Origin of the sequence: Lawsonibacter faecis, from assembly GCF_014287675.1 — a bacterium.
Taxonomy (GTDB): domain Bacteria; phylum Bacillota; class Clostridia; order Oscillospirales; family Oscillospiraceae; genus Pseudoflavonifractor; species Pseudoflavonifractor faecis.
The window spans coordinates 159600-174830 of sequence record NZ_JACOPQ010000001.1 but is presented as its reverse complement, the minus strand read 5'-3'; the positions used below and the strand labels follow the sequence as shown (position 1 = coordinate 174830).

Sequence of the window (15231 nt, the reverse complement as noted above, 5' to 3'; positions counted from 1 at the left end):
CAAATTCATTTTTATTGCATTGTCTCCAGCGTGAGACCCACGCACTGGGGGATGGTCAGCCGGCTGCGTTCGGGGCCGACGGACCCGTCTGGCTCCAGGTTGAAGGAGACCAGCGCGTCCGACTTCCGGTCGGAGGCCAGAAGGAACCGGCCGTCCGGAGGGAGCATCAGATCCCAGGGGTCCCGGCCCAGGGAGGAGGCGTGCTGGAGGAGGGCCGGGAGACCGTCCTCCAGGCGGAACACGGTGATGAGGTCCGCCCCCCGGACGGAGACGTAGAGCGTTTTCCCATCCGGGGAGAGACGGACGGCGGCGGCGTCCGCCCTGCCCGCGCAGTCCGGTGGGAGGAGCGTGTCCGCCTGCACCGGGGTGAAGCTGAGGCCGTCCACCGCATAGGTGAAGAGCTGATTGCTCTTTTCGCTGACAAGATAGAGCCGTGTATGGTCGGCGTTGAAGACGCCGTGGCGGGGGCCGGTCCCGGCGGGGAAGTTCAGGGTCCCGGCGGGGGCAAGGCCGTTTTCCAGGTCAAATATCCGCACCTGGTCCAGACAGAGGCAGGGCACCAGCAGCCAGCGGCCGTGGAAGAGGGCCTGGTGGCAGCCCGCCTCGGCGCCGATCTCCAGCCGGCGGACCAGACGCAGCCCGCCGCAGGCGGGCTCATAGATCAGCACATGGCCGTCGTGGTAGTTGGCGGAGTAAATGCGCCCCTCGTGCCAGGTCAGAAAGCAGGCGGTGGCGTCCTCGGTGAGCACGCTGTCCAGCACAGGGCAGCCGGGGTCGGAGGCGTCCAGCAGGGCGAGACCCGACCTGCCGCCGGATTCGGTGACGGTGGCGAGCAGGCCGCCGTGCCAGGCGGCGTATTTGGTGTTGGCCTGGGGGTAGACGAGGGCCGGGGCGCTGAGGACGCCGGTATCGGCGTCCAGGGTGAAGCGGTAGGTGCCCGGGGCGTCGGGAGAGGCGTAGGTCCCGACATAGCCGTTGATGAGGGACATTGGAGCGCTCCTTTCAGTGGGGCGTAGTAGTGGGTGAAATGTGAAAGCATTCGGACGGGAGCGACGCAATGCCCCCCGAGGGCTGGCTCGGGAGGCATTGCGTCTTTACGTCTTGGGGTGGAGGGGCTGGCCGTCCCGCTCTCGCCATAGGGCGCCGAGGGCGACGTAGTCGATAGAGCCGGTGTCCATGTACCGGAAGAGAAGGTCCTTCATCCGTACGCCCCAGGTGTCCCGGATGGCGTCCACCACGCCCCAGTAGGACTCTGAGAGCTCCAGCAGGCGGCAGCCGGACAGGAGCTGGATGAGGGCTTCGTCCTCTGCCGTCTCCGGGACGCAGGGGCCGTTCGCCTCCCGGTAGCCCTCGAAGAAGGCGGCCTCGGCCCTGGGGAAGGTCCCGCCGTCGTAAAAGTTGAAGAGGAAGAAGCGGAAGCCGTAGAACTCCAGGGCCGCCGGGGCAGCCTGGGCGGACTCCAGATCGAAGTACCCGCTGGGCACGCCCTGCCCGTCTACAAAGTAGTTGCGCCCGTGCATGTCGGTAAAGACCATCACCGACCGGCAGAGTCCGGCGTCAAGGCAGTGGCGCAGGTCCTCAAACCTCCCGTGGAAGAAGGCGCGGACCCGGAGGGCCTCCTCCGGGGTGAAGGTCCCCTTTTTCACGCCCCGGTCGATGCGCATCTCGGTGACGGCCTCGAAGCGGTCGGCGAAGTTGCGGCAGCCCGGATCGATGACGCCGGGACCGATGATGTCCCCGAAGGAGGGAAAGCGGAGGTTGCGGTGGAGCTTGCCGAAGTCCCGGCCCAGGGCCCGCAGACTCTCAAGGAAGGGCTCCAGGCGGTAGCCCTGGACGCCCTGCCACTCGGTAAAGGAGATGCCTGGGGACTTCTCCATCATGATGAAGCGGCCCAGAGGGGAGTCGTGGGCGCCGTAGATCTCGGGGGCGGGCAGGCCGCCCTCCTTCCGGGCCAGAGAGAGAAGGTAGGACTCCCGGTCCAGTGACAGGCGGCCGCCGAATAGGGTGTCCCGGTTTTCGGCGGCGATGCCGACCTCGGTCTCCCGGACCCTGGCAAATTTACAGATGGCGGCGGAGCCGTCCTCCAGCACCACGTCGAAGACATCGTGGTTGGAGCCCTCCTGGATGGCGGTGAGGGAGACGGCGGGGTAGCCCGCGCTGCGCAGGGCGGAGCGGACGGATTCCAGTTCCATAGGGGCGGACCCCTCCTTCAAATCATTTTATGTGTTCTGCTGCAGATAGCGGTAGATGGTGACCTCGGAGCAGCCCAGGCGCTGGGCCACCTCGCCGATGGACCCCTTCACCAGGAATACCCCCCGGCGGTCCAGCTCCTGGACGATCTGCTGCCGCTCGGAGGTAGTGAGCCGGCCGGCGGGCACGCCGAAATGGGCGAGATAGTCCTCGGTGACCGATTGAATGATGTCCTCAATTGCCACGTTGACCCCCTCGTACCGGCTGAGCAGCTCGGGCTGTGAAGCTTCTGCGGCGTACTTGGTGTGTTTGGGCGCGAAGCCCCCAGCGTGGGGGTGTTCGCCGTTGATGAGGGTATCAATCATGTCCCGGGCCTGAAGCATGCTCTCCACCCGGATATTGACCGTGAGAAAGCCGGCCAGGCTGCCGTCCTGATTCTTGAGAAAGAGGGTGGAGGCCCGCAGCCGCTCCCGGGAGGGGAGCAGGGCGCGGTAATTCACCACGCTGTCCCGGGTCTTGTAGGTCCCCTCCTCAAGGAAGGAGCGCTCCATGTCCCCCAGGCGGTTGCCCGGCTTCACCCGGTCGGTGATGGGGTGCTCGGCATAGAGGATGCGCTCGGTGTCGCACAACAGGATTTCGGCCTCCGGGCCCAGAGCCTGACTGAGGAAGGGCAGCAGGAACGAGATCTGCTCGAAATCGTACATTGTGGACATCCCCTTTATCGGTTGAGCGGTTTGAGGCCGCTTCAAAATGCTCTGCAAGAAATAATAGACAAATATAGAGGCGGTCAAGTGATATCTGTCAGTATATCATACAAACGATTGACAGTAAATAGAAAAAGATTTGCTCCGGGAACGAAAGAGCCGCCGCCGCACATTGGGGTCCGCCACACAGCAGCCTCATATGTACGGCGGCGGCTGACTGCACAGTTTACAGCAGCTCGAACCCGGCGGTGAAGTGGCGCAGGGACACGATGGGACCCTCATAGACAATCTTCATGCCCTTGTACTGGTCCCGCCTCTCATAGATGCGGGCCAGGGCGTCGGCGATGACGCGGAGATGGTCGCTGGTGTACACGCGGCGGTTGACGCAGATGCGCATGGTCTCCAGCTCGGGGAAAATGTCCTCGCCGGTGACGGGGTCCTTGGAGCCGAAGGCGCAGGCGCCGATCTCCACGGCCCGGACGCCGGACTCCTCGTAGAGCGCGCACACGAGGCGCTGGCTGGGGAACTCATGCTGGGGGATGTGGGGGAAGAAGCGGCGGCCGTCCACATAGACGCCGTGGCCGCCGGTGGGCTGGATGATGGGAATGCCCCGCTCCATCAGCAGGTCGCCCAGGAACTTGACCTGGCCGGTGCGGTACTCCAGATAGGAGTCCTCGCAGGCCTCCTGGAGGCCGACGGCCAGGGCCTCCATGTCCCGGCCGGACATTCCGCCGTAGGTGATGAAGCCCTCGTGGACAATGGCCATCTGGTTGGCCTGATGGTACACGTCCTCGCTGCGGGTGACAAAGAGGCCGCCGATGTTCACCAGGCCGTCCTTCTTGGAGGACATGGTGGCGGTCTCGCAGTAGGAGAACATCTCGCGGGTGATCTCCTTGATCTCCTTGTTCTCATAGCCCGGCTCCCGCTGCTTGATGAACCAGGCGTTCTCGGCCAGGCGGGCGGAGTCGATGACCACGGGGATATTGTACTTCTTCGCCAGGGCGGAGACCTCGCGGATATTCTGCATGGAGACGGGCTGGCCCCCGTTGTTGTTGCAGGTGACGGTGATGATGACCACGCAGACATTGTCCGCGCCCTTCTCGTCGATGAGCGCCTGCATCTTGTTCAGGTCGATGTTGCCCTTAAAGGGGAGGGGATCGGAGGCGGCGTCAAAGCCCTCGTCGATGCACAGATCCACGGGGTACGCGCCCATAACCTCGGCGTTGCCGCGGAAGGTGTCGAAGTGCATGTTGCCGATGGCGTACTTGCCCTTCTTGGCGTAGATCTGGGCCATGATGTAGTCGGCGGCGCGGCCCTGGTGGGTGGGCTGGACGTAGGGCATGCCGAACACGTCCTGCACGGAGGCCTCCAGGCGGTAGAAGCTCTCGGCGCCGGCGTAGGACTCGTCGCCCATGAACATGGCGGCCCACTGGTTCTGGCTCATGGCGCTGGTGCCGCTGTCGGTGATGCAGTCGATGTATACGTCCCGGGCCTTGAGACGGAACGCGTTGTACTGGGCTTCCTTCAGGCACTGCTGGCGGTACTCCTTTGTGGTCTTATGGATGGGCTCTACCATTTTGATTCGGAACGGCTCGGGGATGTACTCCATCGTCTTTCCCTCCATTTAAAATATCGTTTGTTGAGTAAACTGTCTTCCACGGGCGAACGCCCCTGTTTGAGATTGATATTATCACTGAGATAAAAATTTGTCAATAAAATAAAAAAATAAAAATGAGATATTTTTTTATTGACTTCGGCCCGGCAAGATGATATCTTTGAACAAGAAAAGCGGCGGACGGCCTATAAAACTTGGTGAAAACTGGCAAAGACGCTTCGCCGGACGAAAACGGCGGGAGAGACGGAGGGAGATCAAAGCTATGCTGCGCTATACGGCCAAACGATTTCTATCCATGGTGGTGACCCTGTTCCTGGTGGCGACGGTGACATTTTTCCTGATGCACGCCATCCCCGGCCAGCCCTTCGAGGTCACCCGCGAGACGCCGGAGAGCGTCAAGGTCGCCCTGGAGGCCAAGTACGGGCTGGATAAGCCCCTGTTTGAACAGTACCTTATTTATATGAATAATCTGCTCCACGGCGATTTCGGCGTGTCCATGAAGTACAAGGGCCAGACCGTCGTGGGCGAGGTCGCCAGCGGTATGCCCATCTCCGCCATCATCGGCTTCGGCGGCGTGCTCATCGGCTGCCTTATCGGGTCGGTGCTGGGGGCGGTGGCCGCCCTGAAAAACAAGGGGCCGGTTGACTACATCGTCATCATCCTGGCGATACTGGGCGTCTCGGTACCCAACTTCGTCTTCGGCTCCCTGATACAGCGCTACTTCGCCGTGGAGTGGCAGCTCTTCCCCATTCAGGGGTGGAAGGGCTGGATCTACGCGGTGCTGCCCATCATGGCCGCCGCGTTCACCAACATCGCCTACTACGCCCGGATGCTGCGCACCAGCATGCTGGACACCATGGGCCAGGACTACATCTACACGGCCAAAAGCAAGGGCCTGAACCAGGGCGAGATCGTCCGCAAGCATATGCTGCGCAACTCCTTCCTGCCCCTGGTGACCTCCCTGGGTCCCATGTGTGCGGGCGTGCTCACCGGCAACTTCGTCATTGAGAAGATCTTCAATGTGCCCGGCATCGGCCAGTCCATGATCCTCGCCATCCAGAACTCGGACTACACCATGATTATGGGCCTGACCATCATCTTCGCGTTTATCTCCGTGGTGTGCTACTTCATTGTGGATATTGTATACGGGCTTGTGGATCCGCGGATCCGCATCGCGGGTTAAGGAGGCGGAACGTATGAGTGACATGGTTCTTGACGCGGCCGCCCTGGAGGACCAGGAGGCGCTGCTGACCGACGACCTCTTTGAAAAGGACGACTCCGCCTATTCCGACGCGGACAAGATGACCCGGCCCTCCCTGAGCTATTGGAGCGACGCCTGGCGGCGCTTCAAGGCCAATCCCGTGGCGATGGTCTCAGCCGTGATTCTGCTGCTGATTATCCTGATGACCATTTTTCAGCCCATCTTCAGCCCCTACCAGTACGACCAGATCGACTACTTCGCCCTGAACCAGGGCCCCAGCATGGCCCACCTCTTCGGCACCGACGACCTGGGCCGGGACATCTTCACCCGCTGCTGGATGGGCGCCCGGGTCAGCCTGACCATCGCCTTCGTGGTGGCCGTCCTCAACGGCACCATCGGCATTCTCTACGGCGGCATCGCCGGGTACTTCGGCGGCCTGGCGGACAACCTGATGATGCGCTTCTGCGAGCTCATCGCCTCCATCCCCCAGATGCTGTGGGTGGTGCTTCTGATTCTGGTCATGAAGCCGGGCGTCTTCCCCATCATCATCGCCATCGCGGTGACCGGGTGGATCGGCATGGCCCGCCTCTTCCGCGGGCAGGTTTTCTCCTTAAAGGAATCCGAGTTCGTCATGGCCAGCCGGACCATGGGCGCGGGCAGCATCTGGATCATCCTCAAGCACCTGCTGCCCAACGCCATGAGCCCCATTATCATCTCCATGGCCAACGTCATCCCCGGCGCCATCTTCTCCGAGGCCTTCCTCAGCTACATCGGCCTGGGCGTGCCCCTGCCCATGGCAAGCTGGGGCATGCTGGCCAGCGACGGCGCCAACAAGCTGCTGACCTATCCGTATCAGCTGCTGTTCCCGGCGCTGCTGATCTGCGTTACCATGCTCTGCTTCAACCTGATGGGCGACGGCCTGCGGGACGCCCTGGACCCGAGAATGAGACAGTGAGGAGGGAAGGACTATGGAAGGGAACAACACCAACGCGCTGCTGGACGTACGCGACCTGACCTTCTCCTTCCGCACCTATGCGGGCGAGGTCCAGGCGGTCCGGGGCGTCAGCTTCACCCTGGAAAAGGGCAGGAGCCTGGGGCTGGTGGGCGAGTCGGGCTGCGGCAAGAGCGTCACCGCCAAGTCCATCATCCGCCTGAATCCGGAGAAGCCCAAGGGTCTCTATAAGAAGGGCGAGGTCCTCTTCAACGGGCGGGACCTGCTGAAAATCTCCGACAGGGAGATGCAGAAGGTCCGCGCGCAGGAAATCCGCATGATCTTCCAGGACCCCATGACCAGCCTGAACCCCACCATGACCATCGGCAAGCAGATTGTGGAGGGCATCGTCAAGTACGGCGACAAGACCAAGGAAGAGGCCAAAAAGATCGCCCTGGACACCCTGGCCCTGGCGGGCATCCCCAGCCCGGAGGACCGCTTCAAGCAGTACCCCCATGAGTTCTCCGGCGGTATGCGCCAGCGTGCCATGATCGCCCTGGCCATGGCGGTGAATCCCAAGCTCCTCATTGCCGACGAGCCGACCACCGCCCTGGACGTGACCATTCAGGCCCAGATTCTGGACCTCATCAAGGACATTCAGAAGCAGTACGACACCTCTATTATCATGATTACCCACGACCTGGGCGTGGTTGCAAACATTGCGGACAATATCGCCGTGATGTACGCGGGTAAGATCATGGAGTACGGCGCGGCGGAGGATATTTTCGCCCACCCCTCGCACCCCTACACCTGGGGCGTGCTTCAGTCCATTCCGCCGGAGGACACCAGCAACCGGGAGCCTCTCCACCCCATTCTGGGCTCGCCCCCGGACCTCTTCAAGCCGCCGGCGGGCTGCCCCTTCGCCGCCCGGTGCCCCTATGCCATGAAGGCCTGCACCCAGCTCTACCCCAGGGCCTACGAGCAGACGGGCGAGGGCCACTGGTGCTCCTGCTGGCTCTACCATCCAAAGGCGCTCAGCGCCGTGAACCCCATCACAGGACAGGGGGTGGTCAGACATGAGTGATATCATTCTGGAGACCAGGGACCTGAAGAAGCACTTCAATATCAAGGGCGGACGGGTGGTCAAAGCGGTGGACGGCGTATCCATCCAGGTGGAGCGGGGTAAGACCCTGGGCCTGGTGGGCGAGTCTGGCTGCGGCAAGTCCACCCTGGGCCGCACCATCATCCGCATCTACGACCCCACCGAGGGTAAGGTCATCCTCAACGGCAAGGACGTGAGCGGAAAGAGCTCCAAGCACTTCCGCCAGGAGCTGGCCCGCAGCATGCAGATGATTTTCCAGGACCCCTACGCCTGCCTGAACCCCCGCATGACGGTCAGCCAGCTCATCGCAGAGGGCTGGGACCTCAACAAGTCCATTCACCTCTCCGCCGCTGAGCGGAAGGAGAAGATTGTCAATCTGCTGGAGATCGTCGGCCTCAACGAGGAGCACGCCAACCGTTTCCCCCACGAGTTCTCCGGCGGCCAGCGCCAGCGCATCGGCATCGCCCGCGCCCTCTCCATGGACCCGGAGCTCATCATCTGTGACGAGCCCATCTCCGCCCTGGACGTGTCCATCCAGGCCCAGGTGATGAACCTTCTGCTGAACCTCCAGCAGAAGACCAACCTCTCCTATATCTTTATCGCCCACGACCTCTCCATGGTGCGCTACATCTCGGACACCGTGGCGGTCATGTACTTAGGAAGCATCATGGAGTACGCCTCCAACAGGGAGCTCTACGAGCACCCCCAGCACCCTTACACCAAGGCGCTCTTCTCCGCCATCCCCGTGGCCAACCCCGAGGTGGAAAAGCAGCGCCGGCGCATCAAGCTGGAGGGGGAGATCCCCAGCCCCATCAACGCCCCCAAGGGCTGCAAGTTCTGCACCCGCTGCTCCTACGCCAAGCCCATCTGTTTCGAGCAGCCCCCCGAACTGAAGGAGTGCGCCCCCGGCCACCGGGTGGCCTGCCACGTCGTCAACGGCTGAGCGGGCCCTGCAGCGCCTGAGAGCACAATTCCCCCGGGGGAATTGTCTGCCGCGGATATCCGCGGCAGACAATCGACATTCAATGCAGGGCTTCGGCCAAAATCAGTGATTTTGCGGGAAGACCCGCTGATCAGAGGAAAAGAGCACAATAAATAGGATACAGGAGGTAAAATGATGAAAAAAAGCATGAGTAAAGCGCTGTCCCTCTTGCTGGCACTGTCCATGGTCCTGGCACTGGCGGCCTGCGGGCCGACCACCACGGAGCCCTCCAAGTCCCCCGCCCCCACCACCAGCCAGGGCGGCGCCACGGAGCCCTCCAACGAGCCCGCCCCCACCGGCGAGGAGCTGGCCGACGAGCAGGTCTTCTCTTTCATTCTCCGCACCGAACCCACCACCCTGGACCCCTGGACCAATAACTCCGGCGAGGGCAGCATTGTGATCGCCGCCATCCACGAGCCCCTGCTGCGTAAGAACACCGACGGCTCCTGGGCTCCCGGCCTGTGCACTGACTATGTGAAGAGCGACGACAGCAAGACCCACACCCTCACCCTGCGCACCGACGCCAAGTGGCAGGACGGCAGCAGCATCACCATGGACGACGTGATGTACTCCATCGAGCGGGCCATCAGTCCCGAGACGGCCTCCGAGATCGCCTACCGCTACTTCCCCATCCTCAACGCCGAGGCGTTCTTCACCGGCGAGGTGGACTTTGACCAGGTGGGTGTGAAGGCCCCCGACGACCACACCATCGTGTTCACCACCACCGAGCCCTGCGACTTCTTCATCGACATGGTCACCGCCGACAGCATGGCACCCATCCAGAAGGCCGCCGCGGAGAACCTGGGCGAGCTGTATGGCACCGACGCCGACAAGGTCGTCGCCTCCGGCCCGTTCAAGCTGACCGACTGGACCCATCAGAACTCCATGGTTCTGGAGAAGAATGAGAACTACTGGGACGCCGCTAACGTGAAGTTGGAGCGCCTTGAGATGACCATTACCTCCGATACCAACACCTCTCTGGGTATGTATCAGAATGGCGAACTGAGCGTTCTGCGCGTTGCCAACGATTTGCTGGATATCTTCCCCGCTGAGGAGTTGGAGGTCGATACCCGCCTGAAGGTCACCTTCATCGAATTCAACCCCTCCAATGAGTTCCTGGCCAACAAGAATATCCGCGAGGCCTTCTCCATCGCCTTCAACCGCCAGGTCTTCGCGGAGCAGATTTTGAAAAACGGCAAGCTGGCCGCCTACGGCCTGGTGCCCTACGGCGTTGTGGGCCTCGACGGCGGCGATTTCCGTGAGCAGGCCGGCAACGTGGTGTCCGACGCCACCGACCCCGCCGAGATCGAGCGCGCCAAGGAGTTGCTGCAGACCGGCCTTGACGAGCTGGGCAAGACCGTGGAGGACCTGCAGAACGGCTTTGCCATCCAGTGTCTGGAAAGCGGCAAGCAGCAGGCCCAGTCCATCCAGAACATGTGGAAGACCAATCTGGGGGTTGAGATGCCTGTCAGCGTGATGGACATCGGCGTTCTCCTCCCCATGCTGATGGAAGGCACCTTCGACTGCGTCATCGGCGGCGGCCAGGACTCCAACTACCGCGATCCCCAGGGCTTCATGCAGTTCATCTATGACGAGGGCAAGTGGGACAACGAGGAGTTCAAGTCCCTGGTCGAGAAGGCCCACACCCAGACCGGCGACGAGCGCATCCAGACCTGGATGGACATCGAGAAGCTGGTTCTGGACAACTTCATCTACATCCCCCAGGTGTACGCTGAGAACAACTGGGCCGTCGCTGACAATGTCCGCGGCCTGAATATCTACACCTATGGCTACGAGTTCGACTTTAAGGACGTCTACATCGTAAAGTAAATCGGAAGAAACGACGCTGCGGCGCATGACGCTCATGCGCGTTGCGCAGGGTGAAGGGCGGGAGCAGATCGCGGGTCTGCTCCCGTCCGTTTCCTGCCGAAGAAGCGCGAGCGTAGGCGCATAGGGGAGCCTGGACCAGAGCGACGGGGAAAGCCCAGGAAACGCCGTCCACCGCAAGGCGGTTCCGGTTTTTCCCGGAGTCGGCGGGAAGGCGACCCGGCCATGCGCCCAACGCGAACGTGACAGAGAAGCGCGAGCGTAGGCGCATAGGTGCGGTTGGACCAGAGCGACGGGGAAAGCCGGAAAAGGCCGTACCCCCGCGAGGGTTCCCCTTATCCGCCGGGAATTCGTCCTGCCGCATTCTTCCTGTGGAAAAGGCAGGCAACGCGCCGCCCCTGCGGGACAAGATTGAAAGAGAGGAGGGAATATGATGCCGGCGTCGCTGACGGAGGGGAAGGTAAGCCGTCGGCTCATCTCCTTCCTCCTGCCCATTCTGGCGGGGAATGTCCTCCAGCAGCTCTATAATTCCATCGACGCGGTGATTGTGGGCCGCTGCGTGGGGGAGCACGCCCTGGGGTCCGTGGGGGTGAGCCAGCCCATCGTGGGCATTATGGTGGCCCTCCTCATCGGCCTGGGCGTGGGCACCGAAATCCTCATCGGCCAGGCCATCGGACGGGAGGACGCTCCGCAGATCAAACGCACGGTGGACACCCTCTTTACCGCCATCATGCTCCTCTCGGTGGTACTGGCTGCGGTGGGCTTTTTCACGGCGACTCTCCTGCTGCGGGCGATTCGGACGCCGGCGGAGCAGATGGAGGGCGCGGTGCTTTACCTCAAGTACATCTTTCTGGGCATTCCCGGTATCGCGGGGTACAACACCCTGGCGGGCATGATCCGTGCCACGGGCAACTCCAGGACGCCGCTGAAGTTCCTGATCTACTGCTCCGCGCTCAACGGCGTGCTGGACCTCTGGTCCATCCGCAGCCTGGGCATGGGGGTGGAGGGGGCGGCCATGGCCACCGCCGTGGCCCAGACGGTGTCTTTTCTCCTCTGCCTGCGGTATGTAAACCGCTACTCCCGGAATATGCGCTACGATCCGCGGCATCTGGACTTCTCTGTCAATACCTTGAAGGCGGGCGTGCGCTGCGCGGTGCCCGCCTCCATCCAGCAGGGGGCCATGAGCGTGGGGATGCTCCTTCTGCAGGTGGTGGTCAACGGCCTGGGCTCCAGCGCCGTCACCGCCTACACCATCGGCAGCCGCATCGACTCCTTTGCCGCCCTGCCCATCGTCAACATCGGCCAGGGACTGGCCATCTTCACCAGCCAGAACCTGGGCGCGGGGAGGCCCGAACGGGTGCGGGAGGCCAAGCGGCTCTCCCTCCTGTGGGCCTACTGTATCGGCGCTCTGCTGCTGGTGGTGCTCTGGGGCTTCGGCGGGGGGATGGCCCGGTTCTTCGGCGCCACCGGAGAGACGGTGAAAATGACCGAGGACTACGTGCGTATCCTGAGCCTGGGCTACTTCGCCGCGGGCTACTTCACCGTGGTCCACGGCCTTATCCGGGGCACGGGCAACACCTTCGCCCCCATGGTCATCACCATCGCGGGTTACTGGCTGGTCCGCCTGCCCGCCGCCATGCTTCTCCAGGGGCCGCTGGGCTATCTGGGAGTATGGCTGTCCATTCTCATCGGCTGGGTCTTCGCCTTCGGGGCGACCCTGGTCTACTACCATTCCAAACGATTTCAGAGCTCCCTGAGCGCATGGGGGCCGAGGGAGGGCTAGGAATATGACTGATTCACACCTGGCGCTCGCCGCCCATCTCAGCCGGACCTGGCTGGGCGGCGAGGCGGAACTTGAAACGCTGGCCGAGTCCGCGAAGGGCGACCAGGCCCGGCTGGAGGGGGCGCTCTCCCGCTGGGTGGGGACCCACGCGGTGGACATCGCGGGCCGGGAGGTCCGCGCCCTTGTGACCATCGGGGCGGACAACCCGTGGGAGACCGTGCTCCGCTCGGCGGAGGGGGGCTGCCTCTCCTGGCTGGAGGACTACGGGCTGCCCGTCCGGGAGGAGGAACGGGAACTTGCCGCCTTCCTCTATGAGTACCCCGGGGCGCGGCGCAGGGAGATCGGCGTGCATATCGTGGAGGCCTTCCTCCACGGGTTTCTCAGTCAGAGCCGCACCCGGCGCAGCCGGCGTCGGGTGCGCCTGAACTACTGCGTGGGCCAGGAGGCCCTGGCCCAGGAGGTTTTGCGGGCGCTGGAGGAGCGGGGGCTTCAGGCCGTGGTGCAGCAGCCTCAGTGTCTTGCCTGGTCCGGCGCCTATGCGATGGCCCATGGGGCGGACCGGGCGGCCTGCCTCAGCGCCGCCGCGCTGGAGGCCCTGCTGAGGGCCTACGACCTGGCCTACCGCCGCAATTCCCCTGAGCTGCTGGATACCTGCGGCATGATCGGCATCGGCCAGTTCGGCGAGGCGGCGGGGGTGCCCGGGGTCCTGGAGGGGGCCTATGCGCCCGGCGGCCAGCGTCGTAGTCGGCTCCTGGAGCTGGAGAACGCCAAGCGGGAGATGGAGGCCCGGTATCTCGCCCCCTCCGACCTCTCCTTCTGCAAGGTGGCATTCCCCAATCTGCTGGTGGGGGAGAACTTCCCGGCGGTCTTCGACGCGTTCTGTGATCTGAATACCATGGAGTCGGAGAAGTACGAGCTGATACAGCAGACCCTGATCGACGCGCTGGATACCTGTGAGCGTGTGGAGCTGGAGGGGGCGGCGGGAAACGACACCAGACTCACCGTAATGCTCCGGCCCCTGGGCGACGGCAGTAAGGAGACCAACTTTCTCAACTGCGGCGGCGATTTGAACATCCCCCACGGGGAACTCTTCACCACGCCGGTGCTGGCGGGGACCACGGGCACGCTCCATGTGAAGGAGATCTATTTGAAAGGCGTGTACTTCCGGGATTTGAAGCTGGAGTTCCGGGACGGCATGATCGCCTCTTACGGCTGCGGCGGCTGCGCCGACGAGCCGGCCGGGCGGGCCTATGTGAAGGAGCACCTGCTCCAGGGCCACGACACCCTTCCCATGGGGGAGTTCGCCATCGGCAGCAATACCCTGGCCTACGCCATCGCCCGGGACATGGACCTCCTGCCCCGGATGCCCATTCTGCTGGCGGAGAAGATGGGACCCCATGTCGCCGTGGGGGACCCCTGCTTCGCCCGGGGGGAGGACGCGCCGGTCTACAACCTCTACGACAAGAAGGAGATGACGGCCCGGGAAAACGAGCGCACCGGGCGCCGGAGGACCGGGGAAGAGGTGTACACCAACGTCCACACCGATATCACCCTGGCATTTGACGAGCTGGCCCGTCTGGACGGCGTGCGGCCCGGCGGGGAGCGTGTCCCCATCCTGAGGGACGGCCGCTTCGTCCTGCCGGGTACCGAGTGCCTGAACGAGCCGCTGGAAAGGGGAGTACAGAGATGAGCAAGGTATACTACACCGGCCGCAAGCTCTTTAACGGCCGGGAGATCATTGAGAATTTCGCCCTGCTGGCCGAGGACGGCAAGCTTCTGGCCGTGGGGAGGGAAAGCGAGGTGGCCTGTCCCGCGGACGCGGTGCGGACGCCGCTTGAGGGGGTGGTGACCCCCGGCCTCATCGACTGCCACGTCCACCTCATCGGCTCCGACATGGACGGCATGGACGTGAGCCCCAGAGCCACGGCCCGGCTTATCTGCGAGGGCCTGCGCAACGCGAACCTCCTGCTCTCGGCGGGGGTGGTGGCCTGCCGGGATCTGGGCAGCATCGAGGGCTACTCCCTGGGCGTCCGGGACGCCATCGACCAGGGGACGGTCCGGGGGCCCAAGGTCCAGACCACAGGCCTCGCCGTCTGCGTCACCGGCGGCCATGGGGGCCGCATCGGCCTGGAGTGCGACGGGGCGGACGAGATCGTCAAGGGCGTGCGCACCATCATCAAGAACGGGGCCGACGTGGTGAAAATCATGGCCTCCGGCGGCGTCAACTCCCCCGGACCCGAGCCGGGGCCCTGCGAGCTCACCGAGGCGGAGTTCTCCGCCGGGGTGGAGGCCGCACACGCCATGGGCCGCAAGGTGGCCATCCACGCCCACGGGAATACCGCCATACGCCGGGGTGTCTGGGCCGGGGTGGACTCGGTGGAGCACGGGGTCTTCATGACCGAGGACATCATGGACGAGATGGCCCGCCGGGGCACCTACCTGGTGCCCACCCTGTCCGCGCCCTACTACGCGGTGGAGGAGGGGCTGCGGCAGGACCCGGACAACCCCGACCACCTGCGCAGCAAATCGGTGATTCAGCGCCACCGGGACGTGCTGAAACAATGCGCGGAGAAGGGCGTGCCCATCGCCTTCGGCACCGACGCGGGCAACACCTTCGACCCCTACGACAAGGCCAACTTCGAGCTGGTCCTCATGGTGGAGGCGGGGCTCACCCCCCTGGCGGCCTTCACCTCCGCCACCGTGGGCGCGGCGGATTTGATGGACCTCTCCGACCGCCTGGGGACCCTGGAGGCGGGGAAAAACGCAACCTTCGTCTGCTGGCAGGGAGGGGACCCCTTCGAGGACATCCGCAGCGTGACGGGGGCGCGGGAAATTTATCTGGACGGTAGAAAAGTACAGTGATATAATAGGAATACAGGGATTTAGGAAAGGAGCG

12 protein-coding genes are annotated in these 15231 nt (G+C 63.6%); 8 read left to right on the top strand and 4 right to left on the bottom strand.

Translation table 11 applies throughout. The annotated features are described in order from the left end of the window. Positions 1–11 precede the first annotated feature (11 nt). The 4 genes from H8S62_RS00820 to H8S62_RS00805 form a co-directional block, all read right to left on the bottom strand. Complete coding sequence (locus H8S62_RS00820) at positions 12–989, bottom strand: beta-propeller fold lactonase family protein (protein WP_186918196.1); 978 nt, start codon at positions 987–989, stop codon at positions 12–14. Between the two features lie 105 nt (positions 990–1094). Continuing rightward, positions 1095–2192 carry a phosphotransferase gene (locus tag H8S62_RS00815; RefSeq protein ID WP_155145307.1) on the bottom strand — a complete coding sequence of 366 codons (1098 nt, stop codon included), beginning with the start codon at positions 2190–2192 and terminating at the stop codon, positions 1095–1097. A gap of 27 nt (positions 2193–2219) precedes the next feature. Next, entirely contained in the window at positions 2220–2894 is a 675-nt protein-coding gene (locus tag H8S62_RS00810) for a helix-turn-helix domain-containing protein (RefSeq protein WP_173023411.1), read from the bottom strand. A 226-nt stretch (positions 2895–3120) separates the two neighbouring features. Beyond that, positions 3121–4503: a tryptophanase gene (locus H8S62_RS00805; RefSeq protein ID WP_155145310.1), complete on the bottom strand. Its 1383-nt coding sequence runs from the start codon at positions 4501–4503 to the stop codon at positions 3121–3123. A 268-nt stretch (positions 4504–4771) separates the two neighbouring features. Here H8S62_RS00805 and H8S62_RS00800 point away from each other — a divergent pair, with 268 nt between their 5' ends. The 8 genes from H8S62_RS00800 (at position 4772) to H8S62_RS00765 (ending at position 15197) form a co-directional block, all read left to right on the top strand. Next, positions 4772–5692: an ABC transporter permease gene (locus H8S62_RS00800; RefSeq protein ID WP_155145312.1), complete on the top strand. Its 921-nt coding sequence runs from the start codon at positions 4772–4774 to the stop codon at positions 5690–5692. A 13-nt stretch (positions 5693–5705) separates the two neighbouring features. After that, positions 5706–6665, top strand: a complete 960-nt coding sequence (locus H8S62_RS00795) for an ABC transporter permease (RefSeq protein WP_279233711.1) — start codon at positions 5706–5708, stop codon at positions 6663–6665. A gap of 13 nt (positions 6666–6678) precedes the next feature. Next, on the top strand, positions 6679–7725 hold the full coding sequence (locus H8S62_RS00790; RefSeq protein WP_155145314.1) for an ABC transporter ATP-binding protein: 1047 nt from the start codon (positions 6679–6681) through the stop codon (positions 7723–7725). Continuing rightward, complete coding sequence (locus H8S62_RS00785; protein WP_155145316.1) at positions 7718–8686, top strand: ABC transporter ATP-binding protein; 969 nt, start codon at positions 7718–7720, stop codon at positions 8684–8686. The genes H8S62_RS00790 and H8S62_RS00785 overlap by 8 nt, the downstream gene beginning before the upstream one ends. Before the next feature lie 174 nt (positions 8687–8860). Continuing rightward, positions 8861–10555: a peptide ABC transporter substrate-binding protein gene (locus H8S62_RS00780; protein WP_186918195.1), complete on the top strand. Its 1695-nt coding sequence runs from the start codon at positions 8861–8863 to the stop codon at positions 10553–10555. A gap of 430 nt (positions 10556–10985) precedes the next feature. Beyond that, complete coding sequence (locus H8S62_RS00775; RefSeq protein WP_186918194.1) at positions 10986–12335, top strand: MATE family efflux transporter; 1350 nt, start codon at positions 10986–10988, stop codon at positions 12333–12335. A gap of 4 nt (positions 12336–12339) precedes the next feature. Next, the gene (locus tag H8S62_RS00770; protein WP_186918193.1) at positions 12340–14025 is read left to right on the top strand and encodes an aminopeptidase; all 1686 of its coding nucleotides are present in this window, start codon (positions 12340–12342) and stop codon (positions 14023–14025) included. Continuing rightward, positions 14022–15197 carry an amidohydrolase family protein gene (locus tag H8S62_RS00765; protein WP_186918192.1) on the top strand — a complete coding sequence of 392 codons (1176 nt, stop codon included), beginning with the start codon at positions 14022–14024 and terminating at the stop codon, positions 15195–15197. The genes H8S62_RS00770 and H8S62_RS00765 overlap by 4 nt, the downstream gene beginning before the upstream one ends. Positions 15198–15231: the final 34 nt, after the last annotated feature.